The following is a 25,470-nucleotide window of genomic DNA, read 5'->3' on the forward strand; positions in this document are numbered from 1 at the left end:
GGGAGCTCAGAAAACTGGAAAGCCCACGGCAGCGACAAGTACCCGGTTCGCTGCCGCATAGGCAGCCCAGAAAGCTTGCGGATGCGACAGAGACTTCAGCCCTCCGGGCCATGCTCCGCGTATTCCACAAAGGACGGTGCTTCATCAAACAGTTGCAGGAGCAGTTTCAGGCGCCGGGCGTAGAGACTGTGTGGACGATTGAAAACCTGGGCGGCCAGGGCGATGGCTGCGCGGGCGAGGTACCACTCGTTGTCGAATTCGCTGGCGTCCTCGAATACCTTGTGCCGAATTTGCCGGATGTGGTTCAGCGCCAGGTCTGCGGCCAGGTCCACCTCTACATCCGCGTCATGCCAGTCCATGTCGGCACAGCGTGTTTCGATCAGGGCAACCAGCCCCATCTCTGCGCGGGCAATGGACAGGGCGATCATTTGCTGCATGGTGGGCCAGGCAGCGGTGTCCATCGTGCAGGGCTTGTTCGTTGAGTGCTGTGACGCAGTCATATCGATTCCTTTGTCGTCGCTTCAATGACTCGGGCTTTCTATGCACGATCTATGCACTCAATATTCTATGCATTGTGCATAGAAAATGGCAAGCGTGTTCCATGGCAAAGTGCGCGGATGGCACGCGACGACCCAACCATCTACATGCGTATCCCTCAGGAGTTGAAGGATCTGCTGGATGCCGCTTCTGAAGAGAACCGGCGCTCAATGACTGCCGAGGTCGTGGCTCGGCTACAGCAGACCTTTGCGGCGCCTCGCGTTTCGGGCATGGACAGCGGTAGTTCGCAAATGAATCTGGATACCCGCGTCGGTGACGAAACGCTGGAAACCGTGAAGCGTATCGAAGAGCGGTTGCAATCGCTTGCGCAAGCCCTGGCCCTGCCGCAGCGAGGCCCTCAGCCAGACACGGATGCGGCGACGCCGGAAAAATCCACAGGCAAGCGCGTATCGAAGTCAGCGCAGAGTGCGGCGCCGAAGAAGTAGCTTTCTGGCCTCACTGCCTCCAGAAAAACACCCCCGCCATCACCAGCCCCGTCAGCACGATGCCTGCGCGCAGCCATTCGGGCGGGATGCGGCGCGCCAGGCGGGCGCCGCCGTAGCCGCCTGCGGTGGCGGCAATCATCATGACCAGGGCCTGCTCCCACTGCACGACGCCGCCGGCCGCATAGATGGCGACGGCAATGGCCGTGAGCAGGGCGGAGACCAGGTTCTTCATGCCGTTCATGGCATGCAGCCTTGTCTGGCCCAGCAGGCCGAACAGGGCCAGCAGCAGGATGCCCAGGCCGCCGTTGAAGTAGCCGCCGTAGATGGCCACGGCCAGCATGCCGGCGCCGGCCTTCAGGGGCGATGCATGGGCGGCATGCTCGGCGCTGCCGCGTGATGCCATGCGCCTGAGCTGGGGCGCGAAGGCGAACATGGCGGTGGCAGCCAGCAGCAGCCAGGGGACGACCTTGCGGAACAGGTGGTCGGGCGTGACCAGCAGCAGGGCCGCGCCCAGCGAGCCGCCGATGAGCGACAGCACGATCACGCCGCGCATGCCCAGGCCGGGCGGCGGCTCCATGTCCTGGCGAAAGCCCCAGGCACCGGCCATGTAGCCGGGCAGCAGGGCGACGGTGCCGGTGGCGTTGGCGGCCACGGGCGGCACGCCGGTGAAGACCAGGGCGGGCAGGGTGAGGAAGCTGCCGCCTCCGGCAACGGCATTGAGCGCGCCGGCCACGAAGGCGGCGCTCATGAGCAGTGCGATGTCCCACATGGGTGTTGTCTCCTCCTGGGGCCGGGCATCGGCAGGCCGCCGTGGCCTTGCGCGGCCAGGCCGGTGTTATAGGTCGAGGCCGATCTTAGTGCCGGACCATCGGGCGGGCTGTCGCACCGGCATGGCGGCGGGTCAGGGCTGCTTTGCGCAAAAGGACAGGATCGCGCCGGCGTGGCGCCCACCTGGCGACTAGGGCGGCTCCACCACCGGGCCGGGCAGGCCCAGCGTGGCGCGCAGCAGGGCGACGCGTGGGTTGGCGACGGCGCTGCGGTAGATCAGCGCCACGGGGCCCATGGAGATGGCGGGTGTGACATGCACCCTGCGCACCCCCAGCGACCGGGGCGAGGCCTGCAGCGTGGAGTCGGGTACGGCGCTGAGCCCCAGGCCGGCCCGGACCAGTTGCAGGTTGGTGAAGGGGCTGGTGGATTCGATGACGGGCGTGGGCGCGATCACGCCTTCGCGGCGGAACACCTCTTCCATCATGCGGCGCAGCATGGAGCTGCGCGTGGGCAGGATCCATCGCTGGCGCGCCAGCTCCTCCCAGCGGTTGCTGCGCGCGTGGCCTGCAGGGTGGTCCGGCGGGGCGATGACGGTGAAGCCGGTGTCGAACAGTTTTTCGTAGCGCAGCGGCTGGCCTGCAGCCTCGGGCAGTTCGGTGGGGTAGCTGGTGATGAGGGCATCGAGCTGGCCGTCCAGCAGGCATTGCACAAGCAAAGGCACGCGTTCTTCCTTGAGCTGTACCCGCACATGGGGCTGCTGTGCGGCCAGGTCCGCCAGTACGCCGGGCAGGTAGCCCTGTGCCACGAAGGGCGGGGTGCCGATGCGCAGCAAGGTGATGGCGGGTTGCTGGGCGGTCTCGCTGCCCAGATGGTGCAGCTCGGCCAGCAGCATGGCCGCGCCGCGGATGGCGATCTCGCCCTGGGCCGTGGGTTCGAGCCCGCGCGCATTGCGCAGGAACAGCGTCACGCCGAAGGCCGCCTCGATCTCGCCCAGGGCCTTGCTCAGCGCGGGCTGGGTCAAATGCATGAGGCCGGCGGCGGCGCGCAGGCTGCCTCCCTGGTGCAGGGCCAGCAGGAGCTGCAGGTGCTTGAAGCGCAGCCGCGACAGCAGGCGTTGCGGGTCGAAGTCGTGCATGTTCCCGGGGGTGGAGTGATTACCGGAGGTTTGCCATCCATCCAAACATATCACTATTGGAAATGGGCCTGCCGTTCTATCGTGACCCCACGACGACAAGCGACAAGGAGACAGGACCATGGACAGACGCGTCTTTCTGGCAGGCAGCCTGGCGGCTGCCGCGCTTCCGCTGGTGCGGGCCAGCGATTTTCCGAGCCGGCCGGTGCGGGTGATTTCCCCGTATGCGGCGGGCGGGGGGCCTGATGTGCAGTTGCGCCAGGCCGGCCCGGTGCTGGGGGAGATCCTGGGGCAGTCCATCGTGATCGAGAACAAGGTGGGTGCGGCCGGCGTGCTGGCCGCGCAGTATGTGGCGCAGCAGCCCGCCGATGGCTACACCTGCCTGATGGGCTCCAACACCCACCTGATCCAGAAGCTGCTGCAACCGGGCCTGCGCTTCGACCCCATCGGCGACTTCACGCCCGTCAGCAACCTGGCCTCGTCGCCCACGGTGCTGGTGGTGCGTGCCGATGCGCCCTGGCGCACGGCCCGGGAGCTGATCGCGGGGCTGAAGGCCCAGCCGGCGCAGGCCAACTACGGCTCGGGCGGCATAGGCACTTCGGCCCATCTGGCGGGCGCCACGCTGGCCTCGCTGGCGGGCCTGCAGGTCACGCACATACCGCTCAAGGGATCGGTGGAGATTGCGGCCTCGCTGATCCGCGGCGATACGCAGTATGCGTTTCCGGTGGCGGGCACCGGCATCCCCCAGGTGCAGGGCGGCAAGCTGCGGGCCCTGGCGGTGACCAGCCGCAGGCGCCTGGCGCAGCTGCCCGAGGTGCCCACGCTGCAGGAGGTGCTGGGCAGCGAGCTGGCAGTGCAGGAGTCCTGGTTCGGGCTGTGGGCTCCGGCCAGGACGCCCCCTGCCGTGGTCGAGCGCCTGCACGCCGCCGTGCGCCAGGCCGCCGCCCAGCCAGCGCTGCGCGCCTCGTTCGAGGCTGTCGGCAACGAGGCCACGGCCAGCGCTTCGCCGCAGGCCTTCGCCGATTTCGTGCGCAGCGAGAACCGCAAGTGGGCCGCCATCATCGAGCTGGCCGGCATCACCGCCAACAGTTGAACCAGGGAAAGGCAAGACGGGTATGGACAAGCCGCTGCAAGGAGTGCGCGTCATCGACATGTCGCATGTGATCGCGGGGCCGCTGGCCTCGCACTACCTGGCCCAGCTCGGGGCCGAGGTCATCAAGGTCGAGCCCACGCGTGGCGAGGTCATGCGCAACAGCCGGGCGCCCGGCGAGCCCGGGGGCGGCATGCCTTCGGGCTTCGTGGCGCTCAATGCGGGAAAGCGTTCGCTGGCGGTGGACATCCGCCAGCCCGAGGGTGCGGACATCGTGCGTGCCCTGGCGCGCACGGCCGATGTGTTCATCGAGAACTTCCGCCCCGGCGTGGTGGCGCGCCACGGCCTGGGCTACGAGGACATCCGGGCGGTGCGTCCCGACGTGGTGTACTGCTCCATCTCGGGCTTTGGCCAGCAGGGCGAGTGGGCCGGGCGTGGCGCCTATGACCATGTGGTGCAGGCGCTCACGGGCATGATGATGATGGCGGGGGGCGACGAGGAAGCGCCGCCCGTGAAGGTGGGCTTTCCCGTGATCGACGTGGCGGTGGGCATGCTGGGGGCGCTGTCGGTCACGGCGGCCCTGCACCAGCGCAACGCCTGGGCGCCTGGCGAGCGGCGCAGCCAGCACATCGATGCCTCCATGCTGCAGGCCTCGCTGATGCTGATGTACCCGCATGCCTGTACCTATCTCACCCATGGCGTGGAGCCACGGCGCGTGGGCAACCGGGGCTATACGGGGAGCCCGGCGGCCGACACCTACCGGTGCGCCGACGGCTGGCTGTCCACGGCCGCCAACACGCCGCAGCAGTTCCGCAGGCTCGCCAGCGTGCTGGGGCTCGATGCGCTGTGCGAGGACGCCACGCTGCTGGACCTCGATGCCTTCAATGCGCCCGAGGGCGGCTTTGTCGCCGCGCGCGATGCGTCCGCGCTGCAGCGGCTGCAGGCATGTCTGGCCGAGGCCTTCGCCGCACGCAGCGCACGGGACATGGAAGCCCGGCTCAACGCCGTGGGCGTGCCTGCGGCCAGGGTGCGGCGCCTGGGCGAATTCCTGGGCGAGGCCCGCGCCGCCGGCACCGTGTCACCTGTGAGCTATGGCGCCGGCGGCGCTGCGGTGGACACTCCGGGACTGGGGTTCCGGTGGGTGGATGCCGAGCCCCTGCCGGGTGCGCCGGCCCCCGTCCTGGGCGATGGCAACCTTGCGCTGCTGCGGGAACTGGGGATGGCGGATGAGGCCATCGCCCGCCTATGCCGCAGCGGCGTGCTGGGCGCGCCGCAGTCCTGATTGCCTTTGGATTCCTTTGCCACTGCCTTGCTGGAGACCCCATGTTCAAAGCCTTGCTGCTGACCCAACCCGTACCGCGTGAAACCCGTGCCGAGTGTGTGGAGCTGGACGAAGCCAGCCTGCCCGCCGGCGCGGTGCGCGTGGCCGTCTCGCATTCCACGCTCAACTACAAGGATGCACTGGCCATCACGGGGCGCTCGCCCGTGGTGCGCCAGTTCCCCATGGTGCCGGGCATCGACCTGGCCGGCACGGTGCTGGACAGCGAGGACGCGCGTTTCCAGCCCGGCGATGCCGTGCTGCTCAACGGCTGGGGCGTGGGCGAGACCCACTGGGGCGGGCTCGCCCAGCAGGCGCGCGTGAACGGCGACTGGCTGGTCCGCCGGCCCGAGGCCTTCAGCGCACGGGATGCCATGGCCATAGGCACGGCCGGCTATACGGCCATGCTGTGCGTGATGGCGCTGCAGGCGCATGGCATCACGCCCTCCAGCGGCCCGGTGCTGGTGACGGGGGCCAATGGCGGCGTGGGCAGCATTGCCGTGGCCCTGCTGTCGCGCCTGGGCTTCGAGGTGCACGCCGGCACCGGGCGGCCCGAACAGGCCGAGCACCTGAAGGCGCTGGGCGCGGCGCGGATCGTGGAGCGCAGCAGCCTGGATGCGCCCGGCAAGCCGCTGCAAAAGGAGGTCTGGGCGGCGGCCGTGGACAGCGTGGGCAGCCATACGCTGGCCAATGTGTGCGCCAGCCTGCGCTACGGCGGCTGCGTGGCGGCCTGCGGACTGGCCCAGGGGCTGGACCTGCCGGCTTCCGTGGCGCCGTTCATCCTGCGCGGCGTGTCGCTGCTGGGCATCGACAGCGTCTATGCGCCGCAGGCGCGGCGCGAGCAGGCCTGGGCGCGGCTGGCTGCCGAACTGCCGCGCGAGGTGCTGGAGCGCAATACCGAAGAGGCGGGCCTGGCCGATGCGGTTGCGCTGGCGCCCCGGCTGCTTGCCGGCCAGGTGCGCGGCCGGGTCGTCATCGATACGGCGCGCTGAGGCCCGCGTGGGCTCTGGTGCCGCCTACTTGGCGTAGGGGTCGGCAAAGCCCAGCTCGACCATGATCTCGGTCTCGTAGGCTTCCATTTCCTCGGCGTCCTGCTCGCTGGTCTCATGGTCCCAGCCCTGGGCATGCAGCGTGCCATGCACCAGCAGGTGGGCGTAGTGCTCCTCCAGCGTCTTGTTCTGCTCGCGCGCCTCGCGCTCGACCACGGGGGCGCACAGCACCAGGTCGGCCATGGCCGTGGGCTCCTGCTGGTAGTCGAAGGTCAGGACGTTGGTGGCGTAGTCCTTCTGGCGGTATTCGCGGTTGAGCTGCTGGCCTTCCTCGGCGTCGACGATGCGCACGGTGATTTCGGCATCGACGGCCAGGGCGTGGCGTATCCAGCGCGTGACCTTGCTGCGGGACAGCACGGCGCGGTGGACAGGTGCCTCGGCAAAGCGCGCGAATTGCAGGGACAGTTGCAGTTGGTTCAGGGACATGGGAGGAGGCGTGGGCGTGAGCTTGGGCTTGTGCTTTGGAGCGCCCGTGGGCGGGCGTCTGCTGTGGCTGTCGGGATCAATGCGCGGCAAGGCGCGGTGCGGCACGGCGCGCAGGGGCCTGGCCGCGTGCGTCGTAGGCGTCCACGATGCGTGCCACCAGCGGGTGGCGCACCACGTCGGCGCTGGTGAAGTGGTTGATGGCGATGCCCTTGACGCGCTTCAAGACGCGTTCGGCATCGATCAGGCCGCTCAGGGCGCCCTTGGGCAGGTCGATCTGGCTGACGTCGCCCGTGACCACGGCGCGGGCGCCGAAGCCGATGCGCGTGAGGAACATCTTCATCTGCTCGGGCGTGGTGTTCTGCGCCTCGTCCAGGATGACGAAGGCGTTGTTCAGCGTGCGCCCGCGCATGAAGGCCAGCGGCGCGATCTCCAGCACATTGCGCTCGAAGGCCTTTTGCACCTTCTCGTAGCCCATGAGGTCGTAGAGCGCGTCGTACAGCGGGCGCAGGTAGGGATCGACCTTCTGCGTGAGGTCGCCGGGCAGGAAGCCCAGGCGCTCGCCTGCCTCCACAGCGGGGCGCGTGAGCACGATGCGCTGCACGGCGCTGCGCTCCAGCGCGTCCACGGCGCAGGCCACGGCCAGGTAGGTCTTGCCGGTGCCGGCCGGGCCGATGCCGAAGGTGATGTCGTGGCGGGCGATGTTCTCCAGGTAGGCCGACTGGTTGGCCGTGCGCGCGCGCAGGTCGGGGCGGCGCGTGGACAGCTGGATGGCGTCCTGGGGCTGCTCGATGAGTTCGGTATCACCGGCCAGCATCAGTTGCAGGGAGTCGTCCAGGATGGGGTCGTCGGCCATCTCGTAGAGGGCCTGCAGCAGCTCCAGGGCGTCGTTGGCCTTGGCCTTGGGGCCGTCGATCTTGAATTGCTCGTGGCGGTGGGCGATCTTGACGCCCATTGCGATCTCGATGGTGCGCAGGTGCGCGTCGGCCGGGCCGCAGACGTGGCTCAACCGGTTGTTGTCGTGGGGTGTGAAGGTGTGGCGCAGGATCACGCGGATAATTCCAGAGATTCCGGGCGGCGGCCAGCGCGAGGGCGTGGTGCCATACCCTGTGAATGGGCCGGCGTTCGGTTGCGGACGGGCATGAAAAGCCGCCCCCAGGGCGGCAAAGGACACCAATGATAGGCAAATTGACAGGAACGCTGCTGGAAAAAAACCCGCCCGAGGTGCTGGTGGACTGCGGCGGCGTGGGCTACGAGGTGCAGGTGCCCATGAGCACCTTCTACAACCTGCCCGCCAGTGGGGCCAAGGTCAGCCTGCTGACGCACTTCGTGGTGCGCGAGGATGCGCAGCTTCTGTACGGCTTTGGCACGCACAGCGAGCGCCAGGCGTTCCGCGAGCTGATCAAGATCACCGGCATCGGCCCGCGCATGGCGCTATCGGTGCTCAGCGGCATGAGCGTGGAGGACCTGGCCCAGGCCGTGACGCTGCAGGAGGTGGGCCGCCTGGTCAAGGTGCCGGGCATCGGCAAGAAGACGGCCGAGCGCCTGCTGCTGGAGCTCAAGGGCAAGATCGGCGCCGATACGGGCGCGCAGTCGCTGTTCGTGAACAACGACCAGAACGACATCGTGCAGGCACTGATGGCGCTGGGCTATTCCGACAAGGATGCGGCCGCCGCGCTCAAGAAGCTGCCGCCCGACGTGGGCGTGACCGAAGGCATCAAGCTGGCGCTGAAGGCGCTGGCCAAGTGAGCGGCGCATGAGCATCCATACCGACGATTTCGGGCAGGGCGGCTTTGCGCAGGGGGGCTTTGCGCCCGACAAGGCACCGGACAAGCCGCGCATGATTTCGGCAGCGCCGGTCTCGCGCGGGGAAGAGGCCATGGAGCGCGCCCTGCGCCCCAAGCTGCTGCAGGAGTACGTGGGCCAGGCCAAGGCGCGCGAGCAGCTGGAGATCTTCATCGGCGCGGCCCGAAAGCGCAACGAGGCGCTGGACCATGTGCTGCTGTTCGGCCCGCCGGGCCTGGGCAAGACCACGCTGTCGCACATCATCGCGGCCGAGCTGGGCGTGAACCTGCGCCAGACCAGCGGCCCCGTGCTGGAAAAGCCCAAGGACCTGGCGGCGCTGCTGACCAACCTCGAAGCCAACGATGTGCTGTTCATCGACGAGATCCACCGCCTGTCGCCCGTGGTCGAGGAAATCCTCTACCCGGCGCTGGAGGACTACCAGATCGACATCATGATCGGCGAGGGGCCGGCGGCGCGCTCCATCAAGCTGGACCTGCAGCCGTTCACGCTGGTGGGCGCGACCACGCGCGCGGGCATGCTGACCAACCCGCTGCGCGACCGCTTCGGCATCGTGGCGCGGCTGGAGTTCTATACGGCCGAGGAGCTGGCGCGCATCGTGCGGCGCAGTGCAGGCCTGTTGAACGCGCCCATCGATGACGAGGGCGCCTTCGAGATCGCGCGCCGCTCGCGCGGCACGCCTCGCATTGCCAACCGCCTGCTGCGCCGCGTGCGCGACTATGCCGATGTGCGCGGCGACGGCAGCATCACGCGCGAGCTGGCCGACCGTGCGCTGGCCATGCTCGATGTCGACCCCCAGGGCTTCGACATCATGGACCGCAAGCTGCTGGAGGCCGTGGTGCACCGCTTCGACGGCGGCCCCGTGGGCCTGGACAACATCGCGGCCAGCATCGGCGAGGAAGCGGGCACCATCGAGGATGTGATCGAGCCCTATCTGATCCAGCAGGGCTTTTTGCAGCGCACGCCGCGCGGGCGCATGGCGACCCAGGCGGCGTACCGCCATCTCGGGTTGCCGGTGCCGGGCGACGACGCCAGCTGACGCAGGCTCACTCCTCCGTGCCGGCGTTCCAGAAGGCCTGCAGCACGCCGGGCAGGGACTCGATGGCGGCGATCACGCGGTCCAGCTCGTCGGAGTCCACCGAGGTGGCGTAGAGCATGGCCTCGATCTCGGTGTCCTGCGGGCCGAAGGCATGGGTTTCCACGCCGCGCACGGGGTAGCTGGCGTTCTCCAGCAGCTCCAGCATCTGCTCGCGCACATCGCCCTGGGCGCCGCGGTGGCAGATGGCGTAGACGTAGTAGGTCGACTCCGTGGATTCGTCATCCACCGGGCGGCGGTTGATGCGGTTGACCACGGGGCGCAGCAAGGTATTGCTGGCCAGCACGAACAGCGTGGCCAGGCCGGCCTCGGCCACCAGGCTGGCGCCCGCGCAGGCGCCCACGGCGGCCGAGCCCCACAGCGTGGCCGCGGTGTTCAGCCCGGTGATGTTGGCCCCTTCCTTCATGATGGCGCCCGCACCCAGGAAGCCCACGCCCGAGACCACGTAGGCCACCACGCGCGTGGCGCCCTCGGCCCCGCCCAGGCGCACGGCCAGGTCCACGAAGACGGCCGCGCCCACGGCGACCAGGGTGTTGGTGCGCAGCCCCGCCGTGCGCTGGCGCACCTGGCGCTCCAGGCCGATGAGGGCGCCGAACACGAAGGCCGTGGTCAGGCTGACGAAGGTGTCCAGCATGGCGCCGGGGTTGAGGTTCTGCAGGGCCTGCATGGGGTTCCGGGCTTTCCTGGTGAATGGGTTGAAGGGTCGTTGAAAGGGGCGTCACTGCCAGCCGTAGCGGCGGATGTAGACGCGCTTGAGCAGCGTGGCCAGGCAAGCGTAGCCCAGCAATATGGCAATCATCCACGGGAAGTAGGCCGCAGGCAGCGCCTGCAGCTTGAAGTAGCCGGCCAGCGGCCCCATCGGCAGGAAGATGCCGGCCGCCATCACGGCCGCCGTGGCCAGCAGCAGCGGCCAGGACGGGCGGCTTTGCAGGAAGGGGATCCTGGGCGTGCGGATCATGTGCACGATCAGCGTCTGCGTGAGCAGCCCGATGACGAACCAGCCCGACTGGAACAGCGTCTGCTGCTCGGGCGTGTTGGCGGCGAAGACGAACCACATCAGCGCGAAGGTCAGGATGTCGAACAGCGAGCTGATGGGCCCGAAGAACACCATGAAGCGGCCCAGGTCGGCCGGGTTCCAGCGCAGCGGCTGGCGCACCAGTTCGTCGTCCACGTTGTCGAAGGGGATGGCGATCTGCGAGAGGTCGTACAGCAGGTTCTGCACCAGCAGGTGCAGCGGCAGCATGGGCAGGAAGGGGATGAAGGCCGAGGCCACCATCACCGAGAACACGTTGCCGAAGTTGGAGCTGGCCGTCATGCGGATGTACTTCAGCATGTTGCTGAAGGTGCGCCGGCCCTCGATCACGCCCTGCTCCAGCACCATCAGGCTTTTTTCCAGCAGGATGATGTCGGCCGCTTCCTTGGCGATGTCCACGGCGCTGTCCACGCTGATGCCGATGTCGGCCGCGCGCAGGGCCGGGGCGTCGTTGATGCCGTCGCCCATGAAGCCGGTGATGTGGCCGTTGGCCCGCAGCGCATGCACGATCCGCTCCTTGTGCAGCGGCGTGAGCCGGGCGAACAGCTGGTGCCGTTCCACCGTCTGGCGCAGCATCTCGTCGTTCATGTGCTCGATCTGCGTGCCCAGGATGATGTGGTCTGCAGGAAGCCCCACATCGCGGCAGACCTTGGCGGCCACCAGTTCGTTGTCGCCGGTCAGCAGCTTGACGGCCACGCCGTGCGCGGCCAGGGCGGCCAGCGCCTCGGCCGTGGTTTCCTTCGGTGGGTCCAGGAAGGCGATGTAGCCGATCAGGGTCAGCTCCGACTCGTCGGCCACGCCGTAGTCGCTCTTGTGCGGCGGCACTTCCTTCATGGCCACGGCGACCACGCGCAGGCCCTCGCGGTTGAGCTCGCGCGTCACGCGGCGCACGCGGGCCAGCTGCTCCTCGTCCAGCGGGCGCGTGCCATCGCCCTCGCGCAGCCGGGTGCAGGCGCCCAGGATTTCCTCGACCGCGCCCTTGCAGATCAGCTCGTGGTGGTGGCCGCGCTCGGCCACCACCACGGACATGCGGCGGCGCTCGAAGTCGAAGGGGATCTCATCGACCTTGCGGTAGTCCTCGGCCACGCGCATCTGGGTGTGCAGCTCCACGTGTTCCAGCACGGCATGGTCGAGCAGGTTCTTCAGGCCGGTTTGGTAGTGGCTGTTGAGGTAGGCGAAGCGCAGCGTCTCGTCGCAGGGCTGGCCGAAGGCGTCGGTGTGGCGCTCCAGCACGATGCGGTCCTGGGTCAGCGTGCCGGTCTTGTCGGTGCACAGCACGTCCATGGCGCCGAAGTTCTGGATGGCGTCCAGCCGCTTGACCACGACCTTGCGGCGCGACAGCACCACGGCGCCCTTGGCCAGGGTGGAGGTCACGATCATGGGCAGCATCTCGGGCGTCAGGCCCACGGCCACGGACAGCGCGAACAGGAAGGCCTCGGCCCAGTCGCCCTTGGTGTAGCCGTTGATGAACAGCACCACGGGCACCATCACGGCCGCAAAGCGGATCAGCAGCCAGCTGACGCTGTTGACGCCGGTCTCGAAGGCCGTGGGCGCGCGGTCGTTGGAGGTCACCCGCGTGGCAATGGTGCCGAAGTAGCTGCGGTTGCCCGTGGCCAGCACCACGGCCAGCGCCGTGCCCGAGACCACGTTGGTGCCCATGAACAGCAGGTTGCTGGCATCCAGCACGCCGGTGCCATTCGATGCACTGGCGTCGGCGCGCTTTTCCACGGGCAGGGATTCGCCGGTCATGGCGGACTGGCTCACGAACAGGTCCTTGGCGCTGAGCACGCGGCAGTCGGCAGGAATCATGTCCCCGGCCGACAGCACCACGAAATCGCCGGGCACGACCTCGCGCAGTGGCACCTCGTAGCGGCGCGCCTGCTGGCCGAAGCCGCTGTGCGGGGCGTCTGCGGAGTCGGCATCTGCTGGCGCTGTGGGGCCGCCATTGCGGCGCAGCACCGTGGCCGTGCTGCTGACCATGGCCTTGAGCCGCGCGGCGGCGCGGTTGGAGCGGCCTTCCTGCACAAAGCGCAGCAGCGTGGACAGCAGCACCATGGAGGCGATGACGACCGTGGCCTTCATGTCCTCCGTGGCGTAGGAGACCACGGCCAGCAGCGTCAGCAGCAGGTTGAAGGGATTGCGGTAGCAGTACCACAGGTGCAGCCAGCCGGGCAGCGGCTTTTCGTGCTCGACCTCGTTGGGGCCGAGACGCGTGAGCGCGGCGCGGGCCTGCTCGCGGGTCAGGCCGTCCTCGCTGGAGCCGGTGCGCGCCAGCACGGCGGCAATGTCATCGCGCGAGGCGCGCAGCAGCTCGCGCGTGAGGGTCGGCGATACCGAGCGCGAGTGGTGCACGGCCGTGCCCGAGGGCAGGGCATTGCGCCGGAACAGCCCCAGGGCATGGCGGCTGCGCAGAAACGCCTGGAACAGGTGCTTGAGGCTTTTCATGGTGACCTCCCTGGCGGCTCAGGCCTGGCTCGAACGAAGGGTGGCGCGCAGCCAGTGCCAGTTGCGCTGGCAGGCGCACAGCAGGCGGCGGCGCAGCGGCGGGCGGGCCACGGTGGCCGACTGCAGCCATTGGCGCCGGGCATGGGCAGGCAGGTGGCGGTAGACCTCGGCGCGCTCCTGCGCCGCCAGCAGGGACAGAACGTCGGCCTGCTGGCGCTGCGTGAGCGCCACGAGGGCATGGGCGAAGAGATCGGGGCCGTGTTGCTGCAGCAGGGCGTGCAGTTGTCCGGTGTGGCGTGCCGCAATGGCGGCTTGCAGGGCCAGCTGCAGGGTGCTGGCGCGGGAGGTGTGGCCGGCGCGTGTGGCGGCCGGCGTGGCTGCGGGCAGGGTGCGCAGCGCGGTGATGACGTGTTGCATGGCGGGCTTCTTTCGTTGCGGCGGAAGAAGCCCGGCATCTGTCCATCAATGGACGTGCGCGGGTCTCCCGGCCGGGGCCTTGGGATGAGGCGGAAGGGCCGCAGGCATGTGCGGCCGGACCGTATCGGAGGGGTCAGGGCAAGATCGACTCGGATCGGGGTCCATGGGGGCGCTCCTTTCTGACGAGGGGACGGACAAGGCAGGCGGCGCGTTCAGCGCGGCTGCAGGCTCAGAAAGCTGCGGATGCGGTGCGTGGGCCAGTGGGTCTGCAGGTCCAGGTGCATGGCGTGCTCCATGGCCGAAGGGGCCTGGGCTTGCATCTGTGCCTGTGCCTTGGCCTGCATTGCTGCCTGGGAGGCAGCCACGCGCGTGCCGGTGGCGCCGGGGCAGGGCGCGGCAGTGGCAGGCTGCAGGCGTTGCATTGCGGGGCGGACGAACGGTGTGGACATGGCTTTCTCCTTGGCGAACCAGGAAGACCGCCGTAGGCAGGGCCGTCAAGCAGCGTGGGCCGGGCGCTGCTCGATGGCAGCCACACGGGCACGCGGTCAGTGATCAACAGCCATTGGAATCTTCGGTGCAGGAGCGGCGTGCCTGATGCAGGCCAAGCGCCACTGCAGCGCCGGGCGGCGCGAAGATCCAAGGGGAAACGCAGCAATGGATGGAAGCCGACCGACATGGCCGCTCCCATCACAGGAGTCGGTCAGTCAGCCAGCAGCGAAGCCATTGCGGCGCGCTGTTTGTCACTGGTTGAACTGGCACTGTCCACGGAGGACTCCTGAAAATGCGATCCCTCGATTGTGCCTTGCGAGCTGCTTCGGGTCAACCCTGATGTCGATGCGCCACGGGCCAGCCAGCCCTGCACGATCAGCAGTTGCGCCGCGTAGTAGGTGGACAGCACGCCGGCTTGCGCGCCGTCGAAGGGCTGCACAAATCGGTTGATGGCCAGCAGCGAGTCGCTGGCCATGAAGAAGCAGGCACCCATGGCCACCTGCCAGGCCGCCTTGCCGCCCAGATGCCGAGCGCGGCCCAGGGCCTGCGCCGCCATCAGCGCAATGACCAGCACATAGGCGGCCACGGGCAGGCGCAGCGCGGCGGGCAGGCCGCCCTGCCAGAGCACGGCATACATTCCCGCGCCCAGGGCCAGCGTGGCGGCCAGCGAGGGCCGGTGCGCAAACCAGGGTGCGTCCTGGCGCAGCAGCACGATATAGGCCAGGTGGGCCAGCAGGAAGCTGGCAAGGCCCGGGATGAACAGATCGGGCAGCATCAGGAACACGTCGCCCGCCAGGGATGCCGCCAGTGCCGCGGCCAGCCAGCAGGCGCCGCGCGCGGGTTTCGCCAGTGCCGAGAAGGCCGTGCTGCCGCGCCACAGCTGCATGACGGCGATCAGCGCAAAGACCATGGTCAGCGGCTTGAACAGCCAGTGCCAGTGCAGCATGTCCAGCGCGGCGGTGGCGGTGGCCAGTGCGCCGGCCTCAATGGCCAGTGCCAGCCACAGGCTGATGCGCCCCTGCATGGCTGCGCCCAGCGCCCATTGGCAAGCCAGCAGCACGGCAAACCACAGTGCATTGCGGGCCGTCGAGGACTGGTCGGCATGCCAGAGAAACAGCGACACCCCGGCGATCAGCGCCACGAACTGCAGTCCCGCAAACCAGCGCAGGCCGCGCTCCATCCCCGGTGCGTAGAGCACGCGGTGCGCGTCCAGGTCGAAGGCCGGCCTGGGAAAGCGCTGCGCCACATCGGCAGGGCGCCATCCGGGCGGCTTGAGCCAGACGCGCAGCTTGTCGCTCCAGCGCCGCGCATGCCAGCTGTCATGGATGAGTTGCCGGTACACCACGGCGTTGGCCCACAGCGGATCCCAGCTTTGCAGCAGGCCGCGCGTGCCGTAGACACAGGGCTCGCTGTCGTCCTCGGGCTTGAAGGTGCCGAACATGCGGTCCCAGACGATGAGGATGCCGCCGTAGTTCCTGTCCAGATAGCAGTCATTGACGGCGTGGTGCACGCGGTGGTTGCTGGGCGCGCAGAACCAGCGGTCGAACCAGCCCAGGCGCCGCACCTGCTCGGTATGGACCCAGAACTGGTAGAGCAGATCGATCAGGCCCACGATGGCAAACACCAGCGGCGGCACGCCGGCCAGCGCCATGGGCAGGTAGAACAGCCAGCCCAGCAGCGCGCCCGAGCTGGTCTGGCGCAGCGCCGTCGACAGGTTGTAGTCCTGGCTCTGGTGGTGCACGGCGTGGGCTGCCCACAGCACGGCCACCTCATGGCCCATGCGGTGCAGCCAGTAGTAGCAGAAGTCGTAGAGCAGCAGGGCCAGCAGCCAGCCGGGAATGCTGGTCCAGAAGGCATCGTTGCGCCACAGCGCCACATGATCGAAGGCCAGTGTGTACAGACCTATGCGCAGCAGCTGGGTGAAGACGGCGCTGGTCTGGCTGAGCATGCCCAGGCTGATGGAGCTGACGGCATCGGCCAGCCGGTAGGCATTGCGCCCGCGCCACAGGCTCACGCCCCATTCCAGCGCGATCAGCAGCAAAAAGGCCGGCGTGGCGAAGACGATGATTTGGCTGGGTGAGGGCATCATGGCCTGCCAATTCTGGACAGGGCCGTTGTGCGGCGCCTTAGGCGTGAACCCTAGGACACGGAATCACAAGGGTTGAAACGGATTGCAATAAATGGGGCTTCATGGCAAGCGCATGGCAGGAAAATTGCGCCCTATGGCAGAATCGCCCGCTTTCCACGCGCTGGACGTGCTTGCCCTGCAGGCCATCGCCAGCCCGCACCGCCTTTGCCGGCATGCGCCTTGCATGCCCAAGCCCCATGCCCTTGTCCCGCCGCTCCCTGCTATCGGCTGCCGCCTCACTGGCTGCGGCCCTTGCCGCTGCACCCGCCGCCCAGGCCGCGCCGGGCGCGGGCAAGCCCTGGCCGGCAGCCGGGCCCATCACCCTGATCGTGCCCTTTGGCGCGGGCAGCGATGTGGACGCCACGGCGCGGCTGATCGCCGAAAAGCTGGGGGCGCGGCTGCATCAGTCGGTGGTGGTGGACAACGTGCCGGCCTCGGGCGGCGTGCTGGGCGTGAGCAAGGTGGCGCGCTCGCACGCCGATGGCTACACGCTGCTGCTGGGCTTTGACGGGCCGGTGAGCATTGCGCAACTGGTGAACTCCTCCGTGCGCTATGACGCCGAGCGTGATCTGGCGCCCGTGGGTCTGGTCACCGCGGCGCCCATGGTGATCGTGGCCCGCCCTGGCCTGCCGGTGCACAACCTCAACGAGCTGATCAGCATGGCCCGCGCCCGGCCCGGCGCGCTGACCTATGCCACGCCGGGCGTGGGAACGGTGCTGCACCTGGCCATGGAACGGCTGCAGGAGCGCGCCCGCATCCGCCTGGTCCATGTGCCCTATCGCGGCGTGGCCCAGGTGACTAGCGAAGTCATGGGCGGCCAGGTCGATCTGGGCATTCTGATGACTACCGGCGCCACGCCGCTGGTGCAGCAGAAAAAGCTGGAAGGCGTGGGCGTGACCTCGGCACAGCGCATCGACGTGATTCCCGAGGTCATGAGCTTTGCGGAGGCGCCTGATCTCAAGGGCTTCGAGCTGGAGGCCTGGACCGGCCTGTTCGCACCCGCCCGCACACCCGAACCCGTGGTCAGCCGCCTGGCCGCCGAACTGGCCGAGGTGCTGAAGCTGCCCGAGGTCCGCAAGCGCCTGCAGGACAGTGGCGCCACGCCCGGCTCGGGCACGCCGGCCACGTTCGCCCAATTCCTGAAGAAGGAAAAGGCGAGCTACACGCAGATCGTCAAGTCCGCCAATATCCAGGTGGAATAGGCCGCGCTGGCGGTCAGCGGGTGACCGCTTTTTTCCATTGAATGAAGACAGGGCCGGCGAAATCGGCGGCATTGTCTGCAGTCGCCTTTGTGCGCCGAGTGCCACGTATTGGTGTGTGAAATCTGTTACCCTCCGCTTACATTTTTAAGGGGGCGGTGTGGGGGTGGAGAAAATCATGCGCCGGGCCATGGCATGGCTCTGGCTTTTTGCGCTTGCAGCGTCGGGCGCTGCAATGGCCGAGGACCGGCCCACTGTCACTTTTGCGGGAGTCGCCTATTCGGGTGACGCCAGTTCGCAGCAACAGCGATTCCCTTATTCAAAGCAGTATGAGAGCCGCCTGAAGGCCGCCGGGCACAGTGCCTATGCACGGGCACTGGCATTCGTGCAGCAGGCGCCTGCACAGCACCTGCAGATATCCACCAATCCCATCGATGAGCTCAAGGGGCGCGACCAGGCCCTGGTGGTTTCTCTGGTGCTCAATTCCGAGACGGTCTCCGTGGAAAGCTTTGGCGGCGTGCGCAAGCTGTTCATCCTGATTCGTGGACAGGCCCTGTTTTTTGACTTCAAGTCCATGACGGCGGTGCGTTCGTATCCGCTCAGCTTTGCCTTCATCGACAACCTGCGCCACGAGCCGTCGCAAGAGGAAATCATGGAGCGCGTGACCAAGGTATACGAAGGCGCGGGAGGCAAGCCCGGCATCTTCGGCCGTTTTGCCCAGGTGCTGGCCACGGCCACCGTGCCCTCGCAGACTCCGCGTTTCCTGCAGGTCACCGATATCCAGATTCCCGCCGCCATGGCCGAGATGCTGCCCGGCTATCTGCAGGACCCGCAGGTGCACAAGACCTGGGCGGCCGATATCGTGGGCGAGGCCATTTCCAGCCGCATTGGTGTGCCCATCATTCCTTTTGCCATGGGCTATGCCGTGGGCAATGTGATGCGCATGCAGGTGCTTGACGGAGAGGTCTACACGCTGCAGCTGCCCAGTGCCGACTACGCCATCAGCGTCGATTTCAAGGGATTCAAGAAGCTCAAGTTCAAGGAATCCAGCGCCGGCACCAGCTATGTCTACGGCACCTTTGCCGATATGCGCATCCAGGAACCCAATGGACCGGTGTTTCTCGGCGCCTCGCTGAAGAACGCGGAAGTGAAGGTGGTGCCTTCCACGCAAACCCATGTCGATGATTTTCCGGCGTTCTATGACTCGCTCAACGGCCTTTTCGTGAAGCTGGCCGAGACGGTGGCGGCTGGACGGGGCAATGACTGGCTCAAGTCGGCTGCTGCCGAGAGCGACATCGAAGCGCAAATTGTCAAAACAAAAGACCTGATGAATCTATGCAAGTAATCCAGAAAATCCTCCTGTGCCTTTCCATGGCGCTGTTCGCGGCCGGTGCGGGCGCGCAGGTGCAGCAGGCACGCGGCAAGGCCTCGGTCAGCTACCAGGATTCAAAGGTCAGCCCGCAGGACAAGGAGCGTGCGCTGATGGCGGCCCAGCTCAAGGCCGTGGAGTTCTACTACGCCGAAGCGGGCCAGTCGGAGGCCGAGAATTTCGACGCCGTGCGCGACAAGATCCTGGCCAACCCCGATCGCTACATCCTTGAGCACACCGTGCTCAGCGAAGAGGACAACGCCGACAGAAAGCAGTACACGGTCTCCGTGCGCGTGGCGCTGAACGTGGCCAATCTGCGCAATGCCGTCAAGGCCAACTCTGCCGTGGTCAAGGCCGGTCCCGCAGGCCGGTCGCCGCTGGCCTTCATGTTCGTCTCGCGCCAGGTGGCCACGACCAAGTCCTTCGATGACCGCGTCTACAAGCGCGTGGACGAGACCGAGGACGTCAAGGCCCAGGTCAGCGCTTCTGAAAAGGGCAGCGAGGGTGAATCCATCCGTGGCGGACGCATCAGCACGAATGCCTCCACGGCTACCTCGGGCACTGCCTCGGTCAAGAGCAGCCGCACTTCCGAAACCGGCGGCAGCACGACGCGCCGCTCGGCCGAGTCCACCTGGCGCGTGATCCCCAGCGCCAACCTGTCCCAGGTCTTTTCCTCCAACTTCGCCAAGGCCGGCTTCAAGGTGTCAGAGGCTGCCATGGTGGAGCCCTACACGGGCGGCCACTTCAAGGTCGCGGCCGTGGAGAACGACTACAAGAGCGGCATGGACCTGCAGCCCTCGACGCTGGCGGCCATGGTGGCCGGCATGCGCACGGCGCAGATTCCCTACATCGCCCTGGGCACGCTGGATGTGGGCATGGGCGAGCCCGATCCCCAGACCGGCCTGATGCGCGTGAGCGTGACGGTCAACGCCAAGATCCTGGACATCGCCCAGACCATTCCCGACACGATTGCCGCCGTCGGCCCCGTGCTGTACGCGGGCATGGGTCCGTCCGAGGATGAGGCGCGCAACAACGCGCTGAAGCTGGCCGCCAACAACGCGGCCCGCGATCTCACCAGCCAGGTCACCAATCTGGGCCTGCGCTGAGCGCTGCGGCTTCCAAGGTCCGGCTGCCATGCAGCCGGACCTTTTTTCCGTTCTTTCGCTTTCCACGTTTTCCACGCCTACCTCGTTTTTATCTTCGCCGTCCGCGTTCACGGACTGCTGCAACCCGAGTCCATCTCCATGAAAAAGCTCTTCACCACCGTCGCCGTTGCCGCCGCCATGGCCAGCCCCGCCCTGACACAGGCCCAGTTCTCCATGCCCTCCATCCCGGGTGTCGGCAAGCTCATGGGCGGCAGCGGCTCTGCCGACGTGGCCGGCCAGGGCGACGCCCTGGTGCGCAGCTATGTGGGCGCCAGTAAGGAGGTGCTCAGCGCCAATGCCAAGATGGCCACGGCCCTGGGCCTGAAGGAGCAGGCCGCCAGCGCCGCCAGCACGGCGGACAGCCTGGGCGATGGCGCGACCATCGGCGCGCTGGGCGATGGCAACAAGGTGGTCTCGGACACCAGCGGCGCGATTGCCGAGTCCATGGCGAAGAAGCCCGTGCTCGATGCCGCGTCCAAGGCCACCTTCGCCGAGGGGCTGGTGCACCTGGTCAACGGCAGCGTGAAGTACGCCGGCATGGGCAAGGATGTGTCGGTCATGGGCAAGAGCCTGCAAAGCGCCAACCCCATGCAGCTGACCAAGCTCACCTCCGCGGCCTGGGTGGTGTCCAAGTTCCCCGGCTCGGCCTCCGACCTGTTCAGCACCGTGCAGACGGCCATTGCCTTCGCGCGGGCCAACGACATCGAGGTGCCGGCCAATGCGGCTGACGCCACGGCCGCGCTGGGCACGCTCAAGCTGTGATCCGGTACAGGCAAGGAGCACTTTCTATGCGTATCCGCATCATTGCGGCCGTCGTGGCTGCCTGCGCCGCCATGTCCGGCTGTGGCGACAAGCCGTCAGAGCAGCCCAGGACCGACGCGCCTGAACAACCCCAAAGCGTCGCCCCGCCCGTGCCCGACGTGGGCAGGCTGGAGACCGTCGAGGTCCAGGTCATCGGCCTGGGCCAGTCCCCTGGCGAAGCCATGGCGCAGGCGCTGCAGATGGCGCTGCTGCAGGTCAATGGCGCGGTGATCCAGTCCGCCTCGGTCACGGCCAAGTACGGTCTGGATGTGGCGCTGGGGCAGGACGCCGCGTCGCTGCGCGCCAGCGCCTTCGCCGAGGTGGTCAAGCAAAAGTCCGGTGGCGTCATCCAGTCGGTCCAGGTGGTGGATCTGGAAGAGCCCAAGCCCTGGGCCAAGCGCTACAAGTACACCATCAAGGCCAACATTTCCAAGTTCAAGCCTTCGGCCGAGATGCAGAAGATCAAGGTCGTTGTGGGGCCGGTGCGCTTCGAGCAGGCCTCGCTGCCCATGGGCGACCGCAGCGTTTCCGCCGCCGAGGTGGGTGCAACGCTGAGGCAACGCATCAGCGACGCCCTGGTGCAGACGGGCCGCTTTGCCGTGCTGGACCGCGAATTCAGCCCCGAGATCGAGCAGGAACTGGCCATCATCGCCACGGGCCAGGCGCCCAGCGCCGAGCTGGCCAAGCTGTCCCAGGCCGCCAGCGCCGATCTGGTGTGGAGCGCCCGCGTCAGCAGCTTTGCCTACAACCGCCATGCCCGCCAGCTCAAGACCAGCGACCGCCAACTGGTGAGCTACTCGGGCGGCTGGGCCCTGTCGCAGAAGCTGGTGAACGTGGCCACGCGCCAGGTCACGGCATCGGATTCGCTGCGCGGCTCCGTCCCTTCCACGGCACCGACCACGCTGGGCGCGGGCGTGGATGGCAACAAGGTCATGACCGACATGAGCGATGCGCTGGTCGCCGGCGTGGTCAGCTCCATCCTGCAGCGCACCTTTCCGCTGACCGTGGTCGCCCGCGATGGCGAAAGCGTGGTGCTGAGCCAGGGCGGCCAGGCCGTGAAGGAGGGCGCGCGCTACCAGGTGGTGGCCATGGGCAAGGAGATGAAGGACCCGCAGACCGGGCAAAGCCTGGGGCGCCTGGAGTCACCGTGCTGCGAACTGGTGGTCGATCGCGTGACCCCCAACCTCTCCTACGGCCACCTGGAGAACATGCGCGGCGGCATGGAAGACCTGCCACCGGGCGGGCTGCAGGTGCGTGAAGTGCTGAAGGCATCCGCCGCGCCCGTGCTGGCCGCACAGGCTGTATCAGGTGATACGGCCGCGGTCGGTGAGCCCCAGGCCGCACCGGCCCGTGCTGCACAACCGCCCGCAGCACGCCGCGCGGCATCGCCCGCCAAGGAGGCCGATGCCCCGGTCGGCAAGAAGGACGACGACAACTGGTAAGCGACAAGTGGCGGTGAGGTGCGCTGCGGCGCCCTTCCCCGTGCGGGTGCTTAGCTGAAAACCTCGTCGCGCGCACCGCCTTCCAGGTGCTGCACATCGCCCCAGCCGACCAGGCCCAGGCCCTGGGGCGTCCACAGCAGGCGGTTGATGGCCGCGTTGCCCAGCGCCCAGGTGCGTGGTGCCTGCACTTCCTGGTGCGTGGCCAGGCGGTAGAGCACATCCATCACGCCGCCATGCGCCACGATCACGATCTGCTCGCCGGGATGGCCACTGGCCAGCCGGTTCACCGTGGCCGAGATGCGGTCGCGCAGCATCAGCAGCGACTCGCCACCGCCTGCGGGCACGAACTCGGGATCGCGCTTGCGCCAGCGCAGCGCGTCCTCCGGGTGGGACGCCTCGATATCGTTGAAGGTCTGGCCCTCGAAGCTGCCGAAGCAGCGCTCGCGCAGGCCCTTGTCGGCCGTCAGCGTCGCCCCCGTGCTTGCGGCCACGGCCTCGGCCGTGACATAGGCACGCAGAAGGTCGCTGCTGTAGATGGCGGCCACCGGCTCGCCCGCCAGGGCCTTGCCGGCCTGGGCGGCCTGCCAAAGTCCCATGTCGTTCAGAGGAATGTCCAGATGGCCCTGGATGCGGGCGTCCACATTCCAGGCGGTTTCTCCGTGGCGGATGGCAATGATGCGCGTGGCTTGCATGGGGGGCTGGCGTGGGGTGCTGCAAAAAGGAGCAGGCATTGTCCCGCAAGCCAGGCAAGCCTGCATCGCGCGCCACCGTTGAAACTGGCGCGGCCCAACTCAGGGACGCCGAGCAAGAGCCGCCTCGCGGCGGGGGCGCCCAGCCGAAGGCGTCGTCCCCCTCCGCGAAGCGAGAAGGGGGAAGCGGCGCAGCCGCTCAGGGGGTCAGATCAGCGATTTTGCGTTGTTCAGCACGAAATCGCAGGCCTTTTCCTTGAGGTCGCCCTTGAGCTTGTCGATGCTGAAGCTCTTGCCGTTGGAGCCGGTGACCAGGCCGCCCAGGCCGTTCTGGAATCCCGTGTCCTTGGGCTCTTCCTGCTTTTGCATGCCCAGCTTGCCCAGCAACTGGTCCTTGACCTGGGCCGCCTTGTCGGCATTGAGGTAGTTGTTCTTCATGCAGTAGGAGATGACGCCTGCCGCATTGCCGGCCGTGGCCGAGGGGCTCAGGCCCAGGGCGGACAGCGCACCCGCACCGCCTGCCCCCGCACCCAGCATGCCGCCGAGGCCGGAGCCGGCGCCTTCGCTGCTGGCGGCCGCCTTGTCACCGCCAAGGCCCGAGGCCTGGCGCAGCGAATCGCCCAGGCCTGACGCCTGGGCGGGCAGGGCGCCCAGGCCCAGCATGGCGCACAGCAGTGCGCTGGCAATGGATGTCTTCATGGATGCTTCCTTTCCGCGGCAACCCGCAGGCTCGATACAGGGCCTGAAATTAGCACGCCGTGCGGCGCAGACCTGTGCCCGATTGCAAACCTTTGCCAGAGTGGGCCGTGGCGGTCTTTCGCGTTTTCACTAGCTGTCAAAGCCGTTGGCCTGTCCATGATGGCCGCACGCCAATGGCGGGCCGCAGGCGGCGGTCTTGTTATTTGGAAATGGCTTTTAAGTATAAAAATCAATTCAACAAGCTGTAAAAGTTATTTACAGTGGGGCGCACCTATATGGCCCGCTTCTTGCGGCGCCCGGGCTGCTGCGTCGCATGACCGCCGCCCTTCCAATCAATCCACAGGGGAGCAGACAAATGATCATGAAGATTCTGGGCAGTTCTTTGCTGGCCGCAGGCCTGTTGACCTCGGCCGCGCTGGCCCAGGCCGAGACCGTGCGCTGGGCGCGCGGCTCCGATCCGACTTCGCTGGACCCGCATGCCTTCAACGTGGGCACCAATTTCGTGCTGCTGCACCAGATCTACGAAACCCTGGTCATCCGCTCGGCCGACGGCAAGCTGGTGCCCACGCTGGCCACCTCGTGGAAGATGACCTCCGACCCGTCGGTCTGGGAGTTCAAGCTGCGTCCCAACGTCAAGTTCCATGACGGCACGCCGTTCACGGCGCGCGACGTGGTCTTCTCGCTGAACCGCGCCAAGGGCGAGAACGCCCAGGTCAAGTCCCTGCTGTCCTCGATGGAGGAGGCCAAGGCCGTGGACGATCTCACGGTGCAGGTGAAGACCAAGGGCCCGAACCTGATCTTCCCCGACAACCTGACCAACCTCTTCATCATGAGCGAGAAGTGGTCCAAGGCCAACGGCGCCGAGACCACGCAGGACACGGCCAGCAAGACCGAGAACGGCGCCACGCGCGCGGCCAACGGCACGGGCGCCTACGTGCTGGCCAGCCGCGAGGTCGATTCGAAGACGGTGATGAAGCTCAACCCCGACTACTGGGGCAAGGGCCAGTTCCCGCTGCAGGTGACCGAGCTGATCTACCTGCCCATCAAGTCCCCGGCCACGCGCGTGGCGGCCCTGCTGTCGGGCGAGGTGGACTTCGCCCAGGACATTCCCGCGCAGGACGTGGCGCGCCTGAAGCAGGACAAGCGCCTGCGCATCAATGAAGGCCCCGAGAACCGCTCCATCTTCCTAGGCCTGAACGTGGGTGCGGCCGAGCTAAAGAGCAGCAACGTCAAGGGCAAGAATCCGCTGGCCGATCCCAAGGTGCGCCAGGCCATCGAGCTGGCCATCGACCGCGATGCGATCAAGCGCTCGGTGATGCGCGGCCTGTCGATTCCCACGGGCGTGATCGCGCCGTCGTTCGTCAACGGCTATGACAAGGCCTTTGCGGCCTATCCCAAGGCGGATGCCGCCAAGGCCAAGCAGCTGCTGGCCGAGGCGGGCTACCCCAACGGCTTCACCATCACGCTGAACACGCCCAATGACCGCTATGTGAACGACGAGGCCATTGCCACGGCGGTGGCGGGCTTCCTGGGCCGCATCGGCATCAAGACCGAAGTCTCGGCCCGGCCGATCGCCATGCACAGCGTCTCGCTGACCAAGGCGGACAGCGACTTCTACCTGTACGGCTGGGGCGTGCCCACCTATGACTCGGCCTACATCTTCGACTTCCTGGTGCACACGCGCGGCAAGGACAGCCGTGGCGCGCAGAACGCGACGCACTACAGCAATGCCGATGTGGATGCCAAGATCCTGTCCCTGTCCTCGGAGAGCGACAAGGCAAAGCGCGATGCCACCATCAAGAGCATCTGGGAGACGGTGCAAAAGGAGCGCTTCTACATTGCGCTGCATGACCAGGTGATCCACTTCGCGTCCGTGCTCCGGATCAATGTGCCCGTGCACCCGGACAACGCGCTGCACTTCAAGTTCGTCAAGTTCGAGAAGAAGTAAGCGC

Annotated in this window: 24 protein-coding genes and 1 CRISPR repeat array (1 of these 25 running past the window's edge); of the genes, 12 read left to right on the forward strand and 12 right to left on the reverse strand. The window is 67.4% G+C overall.

The annotated features are described in order from the left end of the window. Positions 1-73: direct repeats of the CRISPR family, unit length 28 nt (it extends 3,674 nt beyond the left edge of the window). 22 nt (positions 74-95) lie between these two features. Continuing rightward, complete coding sequence (locus BO996_RS06270; RefSeq protein WP_071954294.1) at positions 96-461, reverse strand: hypothetical protein; 366 nt, start codon at positions 459-461, stop codon at positions 96-98. A gap of 156 nt (positions 462-617) precedes the next feature. Here BO996_RS06270 and BO996_RS06275 point away from each other — a divergent pair, with 156 nt between their 5' ends. Next, positions 618-983: an Arc family DNA-binding protein gene (locus BO996_RS06275; RefSeq protein WP_071954295.1), complete on the forward strand. Its 366-nt coding sequence runs from the start codon at positions 618-620 to the stop codon at positions 981-983. A 10-nt stretch (positions 984-993) separates the two neighbouring features. Here BO996_RS06275 and BO996_RS06280 read toward each other — a convergent pair whose 3' ends face one another. Both BO996_RS06280 and BO996_RS06285 read right to left on the reverse strand, forming a co-directional pair. Continuing rightward, complete coding sequence (locus BO996_RS06280) at positions 994-1,752, reverse strand: sulfite exporter TauE/SafE family protein (RefSeq protein ID WP_012203149.1); 759 nt, start codon at positions 1,750-1,752, stop codon at positions 994-996. Positions 1,753-1,941: 189 nt separating this feature from the next. After that, the gene (locus BO996_RS06285) at positions 1,942-2,886 is read right to left on the reverse strand and encodes a LysR family transcriptional regulator (protein WP_071954296.1); all 945 of its coding nucleotides are present in this window, start codon (positions 2,884-2,886) and stop codon (positions 1,942-1,944) included. Between the two features lie 118 nt (positions 2,887-3,004). Between BO996_RS06285 and BO996_RS06290 the strand changes: the two genes are divergently transcribed. Genes BO996_RS06290 through acuI form a run of 3 tightly spaced genes read left to right on the forward strand, consistent with a single transcriptional unit; the run spans position 3,005 to position 6,283 of the window. Further along, a complete protein-coding gene (locus BO996_RS06290) occupies positions 3,005-3,976 on the forward strand; it encodes a tripartite tricarboxylate transporter substrate binding protein (protein WP_071954297.1) in 972 nt (323 codons plus the stop codon). 22 nt (positions 3,977-3,998) lie between these two features. Next, complete coding sequence (locus tag BO996_RS06295; protein WP_071954298.1) at positions 3,999-5,255, forward strand: CaiB/BaiF CoA transferase family protein; 1,257 nt, start codon at positions 3,999-4,001, stop codon at positions 5,253-5,255. A 41-nt stretch (positions 5,256-5,296) separates the two neighbouring features. Beyond that, entirely contained in the window at positions 5,297-6,283 is a 987-nt protein-coding gene (gene acuI, locus BO996_RS06300) for an acrylyl-CoA reductase (NADPH) (RefSeq protein WP_071954299.1), read from the forward strand. A 24-nt stretch (positions 6,284-6,307) separates the two neighbouring features. Here acuI and ybeY read toward each other — a convergent pair whose 3' ends face one another. Both ybeY and BO996_RS06310 read right to left on the reverse strand, forming a co-directional pair. Beyond that, positions 6,308-6,766, reverse strand: coding sequence for an rRNA maturation RNase YbeY (gene ybeY, locus BO996_RS06305; RefSeq protein WP_012203154.1), 459 nt, complete (start codon positions 6,764-6,766; stop codon positions 6,308-6,310). A gap of 76 nt (positions 6,767-6,842) precedes the next feature. Then, positions 6,843-7,814, reverse strand: coding sequence for a PhoH family protein (locus BO996_RS06310; RefSeq protein ID WP_012203155.1), 972 nt, complete (start codon positions 7,812-7,814; stop codon positions 6,843-6,845). 125 nt (positions 7,815-7,939) lie between these two features. On the opposite strand from BO996_RS06310, the gene ruvA reads away from it, so the two are divergent. Together ruvA and ruvB are read left to right on the forward strand one after the other, a co-directional pair. Then, positions 7,940-8,512: a Holliday junction branch migration protein RuvA gene (ruvA, locus tag BO996_RS06315; RefSeq protein WP_012203156.1), complete on the forward strand. Its 573-nt coding sequence runs from the start codon at positions 7,940-7,942 to the stop codon at positions 8,510-8,512. Between the two features lie 7 nt (positions 8,513-8,519). Continuing rightward, the gene (gene ruvB, locus BO996_RS06320) at positions 8,520-9,605 is read left to right on the forward strand and encodes a Holliday junction branch migration DNA helicase RuvB (RefSeq protein ID WP_071954300.1); all 1,086 of its coding nucleotides are present in this window, start codon (positions 8,520-8,522) and stop codon (positions 9,603-9,605) included. 7 nt (positions 9,606-9,612) lie between these two features. On the opposite strand, the gene BO996_RS06325 is transcribed toward ruvB, so the two are convergent. From BO996_RS06325 to BO996_RS06345, 5 genes are all read right to left on the reverse strand, one after another. Next, a complete protein-coding gene (locus tag BO996_RS06325) occupies positions 9,613-10,329 on the reverse strand; it encodes an MgtC/SapB family protein (RefSeq protein ID WP_071954301.1) in 717 nt (238 codons plus the stop codon). Between the two features lie 51 nt (positions 10,330-10,380). After that, complete coding sequence (gene mgtA / locus BO996_RS06330; RefSeq protein WP_071954302.1) at positions 10,381-13,140, reverse strand: magnesium-translocating P-type ATPase; 2,760 nt, start codon at positions 13,138-13,140, stop codon at positions 10,381-10,383. An 18-nt stretch (positions 13,141-13,158) separates the two neighbouring features. Beyond that, positions 13,159-13,557: a hypothetical protein gene (locus BO996_RS06335; RefSeq protein WP_071954303.1), complete on the reverse strand. Its 399-nt coding sequence runs from the start codon at positions 13,555-13,557 to the stop codon at positions 13,159-13,161. Between the two features lie 212 nt (positions 13,558-13,769). Beyond that, a complete protein-coding gene (locus BO996_RS06340; protein WP_012203161.1) occupies positions 13,770-14,006 on the reverse strand; it encodes a hypothetical protein in 237 nt (78 codons plus the stop codon). 251 nt (positions 14,007-14,257) lie between these two features. Continuing rightward, the gene (locus BO996_RS06345) at positions 14,258-16,132 is read right to left on the reverse strand and encodes a lysoplasmalogenase family protein (RefSeq protein WP_013804292.1); all 1,875 of its coding nucleotides are present in this window, start codon (positions 16,130-16,132) and stop codon (positions 14,258-14,260) included. A gap of 239 nt (positions 16,133-16,371) precedes the next feature. On the opposite strand from BO996_RS06345, the gene BO996_RS06350 reads away from it, so the two are divergent. From BO996_RS06350 to BO996_RS06370, 5 genes are all read left to right on the forward strand, one after another. Further along, positions 16,372-17,376, forward strand: coding sequence for a Bug family tripartite tricarboxylate transporter substrate binding protein (locus tag BO996_RS06350; protein WP_071954304.1), 1,005 nt, complete (start codon positions 16,372-16,374; stop codon positions 17,374-17,376). Between the two features lie 382 nt (positions 17,377-17,758). Continuing rightward, a complete protein-coding gene (locus tag BO996_RS06355; protein WP_232240471.1) occupies positions 17,759-18,718 on the forward strand; it encodes a hypothetical protein in 960 nt (319 codons plus the stop codon). Positions 18,719-18,744: 26 nt separating this feature from the next. Further along, positions 18,745-19,848, forward strand: coding sequence for a hypothetical protein (locus tag BO996_RS06360; protein ID WP_232240472.1), 1,104 nt, complete (start codon positions 18,745-18,747; stop codon positions 19,846-19,848). A 138-nt stretch (positions 19,849-19,986) separates the two neighbouring features. Then, a complete protein-coding gene (locus BO996_RS06365) occupies positions 19,987-20,649 on the forward strand; it encodes a hypothetical protein (RefSeq protein ID WP_012203166.1) in 663 nt (220 codons plus the stop codon). 26 nt (positions 20,650-20,675) lie between these two features. Further along, the gene (locus BO996_RS06370; RefSeq protein WP_071954306.1) at positions 20,676-22,130 is read left to right on the forward strand and encodes a CsgG/HfaB family protein; all 1,455 of its coding nucleotides are present in this window, start codon (positions 20,676-20,678) and stop codon (positions 22,128-22,130) included. 50 nt (positions 22,131-22,180) lie between these two features. Here BO996_RS06370 and BO996_RS06375 read toward each other — a convergent pair whose 3' ends face one another. Next, the gene (locus BO996_RS06375; RefSeq protein WP_065345339.1) at positions 22,181-22,822 is read right to left on the reverse strand and encodes a histidine phosphatase family protein; all 642 of its coding nucleotides are present in this window, start codon (positions 22,820-22,822) and stop codon (positions 22,181-22,183) included. A 204-nt stretch (positions 22,823-23,026) separates the two neighbouring features. Continuing rightward, a complete protein-coding gene (locus BO996_RS06380) occupies positions 23,027-23,518 on the reverse strand; it encodes a DUF2501 domain-containing protein (RefSeq protein WP_013804286.1) in 492 nt (163 codons plus the stop codon). Positions 23,519-23,873: 355 nt separating this feature from the next. On the opposite strand from BO996_RS06380, the gene BO996_RS06385 reads away from it, so the two are divergent. Next, entirely contained in the window at positions 23,874-25,466 is a 1,593-nt protein-coding gene (locus tag BO996_RS06385) for an ABC transporter substrate-binding protein (protein WP_071954307.1), read from the forward strand. Positions 25,467-25,470 lie beyond the last annotated feature (4 nt).

This window comes from Delftia sp. HK171 (assembly GCF_001886655.1).
GTDB classification, from domain to species: Bacteria; Pseudomonadota; Gammaproteobacteria; order Burkholderiales; family Burkholderiaceae_C; genus Comamonas; species Comamonas acidovorans.

Coding starts and splice junctions, on each gene's coding strand:
- BO996_RS06270 (WP_071954294.1), bottom strand. CDS start 461: ATGGACACCGCTGCCTGGCCCACCATGCAGCAAATGATCGCCCTGTCC.
- BO996_RS06275 (WP_071954295.1), top strand. CDS start 618: ATGGCACGCGACGACCCAACCATCTACATGCGTATCCCTCAGGAGTTG.
- BO996_RS06280 (WP_012203149.1), bottom strand. CDS start 1,752: ATGTGGGACATCGCACTGCTCATGAGCGCCGCCTTCGTGGCCGGCGCG.
- BO996_RS06285 (WP_071954296.1), bottom strand. CDS start 2,886: ATGCACGACTTCGACCCGCAACGCCTGCTGTCGCGGCTGCGCTTCAAG.
- BO996_RS06290 (WP_071954297.1), top strand. CDS start 3,005: ATGGACAGACGCGTCTTTCTGGCAGGCAGCCTGGCGGCTGCCGCGCTT.
- BO996_RS06295 (WP_071954298.1), top strand. CDS start 3,999: ATGGACAAGCCGCTGCAAGGAGTGCGCGTCATCGACATGTCGCATGTG.
- acuI (WP_071954299.1), top strand. CDS start 5,297: ATGTTCAAAGCCTTGCTGCTGACCCAACCCGTACCGCGTGAAACCCGT.
- ybeY (WP_012203154.1), bottom strand. CDS start 6,766: ATGTCCCTGAACCAACTGCAACTGTCCCTGCAATTCGCGCGCTTTGCC.
- ruvA (WP_012203156.1), top strand. CDS start 7,940: ATGATAGGCAAATTGACAGGAACGCTGCTGGAAAAAAACCCGCCCGAG.
- ruvB (WP_071954300.1), top strand. CDS start 8,520: ATGAGCATCCATACCGACGATTTCGGGCAGGGCGGCTTTGCGCAGGGG.
- BO996_RS06325 (WP_071954301.1), bottom strand. CDS start 10,329: ATGCAGGCCCTGCAGAACCTCAACCCCGGCGCCATGCTGGACACCTTC.
- mgtA (WP_071954302.1), bottom strand. CDS start 13,140: ATGAAAAGCCTCAAGCACCTGTTCCAGGCGTTTCTGCGCAGCCGCCAT.
- BO996_RS06335 (WP_071954303.1), bottom strand. CDS start 13,557: ATGCAACACGTCATCACCGCGCTGCGCACCCTGCCCGCAGCCACGCCG.
- BO996_RS06340 (WP_012203161.1), bottom strand. CDS start 14,006: ATGTCCACACCGTTCGTCCGCCCCGCAATGCAACGCCTGCAGCCTGCC.
- BO996_RS06345 (WP_013804292.1), bottom strand. CDS start 16,132: ATGCCCTCACCCAGCCAAATCATCGTCTTCGCCACGCCGGCCTTTTTG.
- BO996_RS06350 (WP_071954304.1), top strand. CDS start 16,372: ATGCCCTTGTCCCGCCGCTCCCTGCTATCGGCTGCCGCCTCACTGGCT.
- BO996_RS06360 (WP_232240472.1), top strand. CDS start 18,745: ATGGCGCTGTTCGCGGCCGGTGCGGGCGCGCAGGTGCAGCAGGCACGC.
- BO996_RS06365 (WP_012203166.1), top strand. CDS start 19,987: ATGAAAAAGCTCTTCACCACCGTCGCCGTTGCCGCCGCCATGGCCAGC.
- BO996_RS06370 (WP_071954306.1), top strand. CDS start 20,676: ATGCGTATCCGCATCATTGCGGCCGTCGTGGCTGCCTGCGCCGCCATG.
- BO996_RS06375 (WP_065345339.1), bottom strand. CDS start 22,822: ATGCAAGCCACGCGCATCATTGCCATCCGCCACGGAGAAACCGCCTGG.
- BO996_RS06380 (WP_013804286.1), bottom strand. CDS start 23,518: ATGAAGACATCCATTGCCAGCGCACTGCTGTGCGCCATGCTGGGCCTG.
- BO996_RS06385 (WP_071954307.1), top strand. CDS start 23,874: ATGATCATGAAGATTCTGGGCAGTTCTTTGCTGGCCGCAGGCCTGTTG.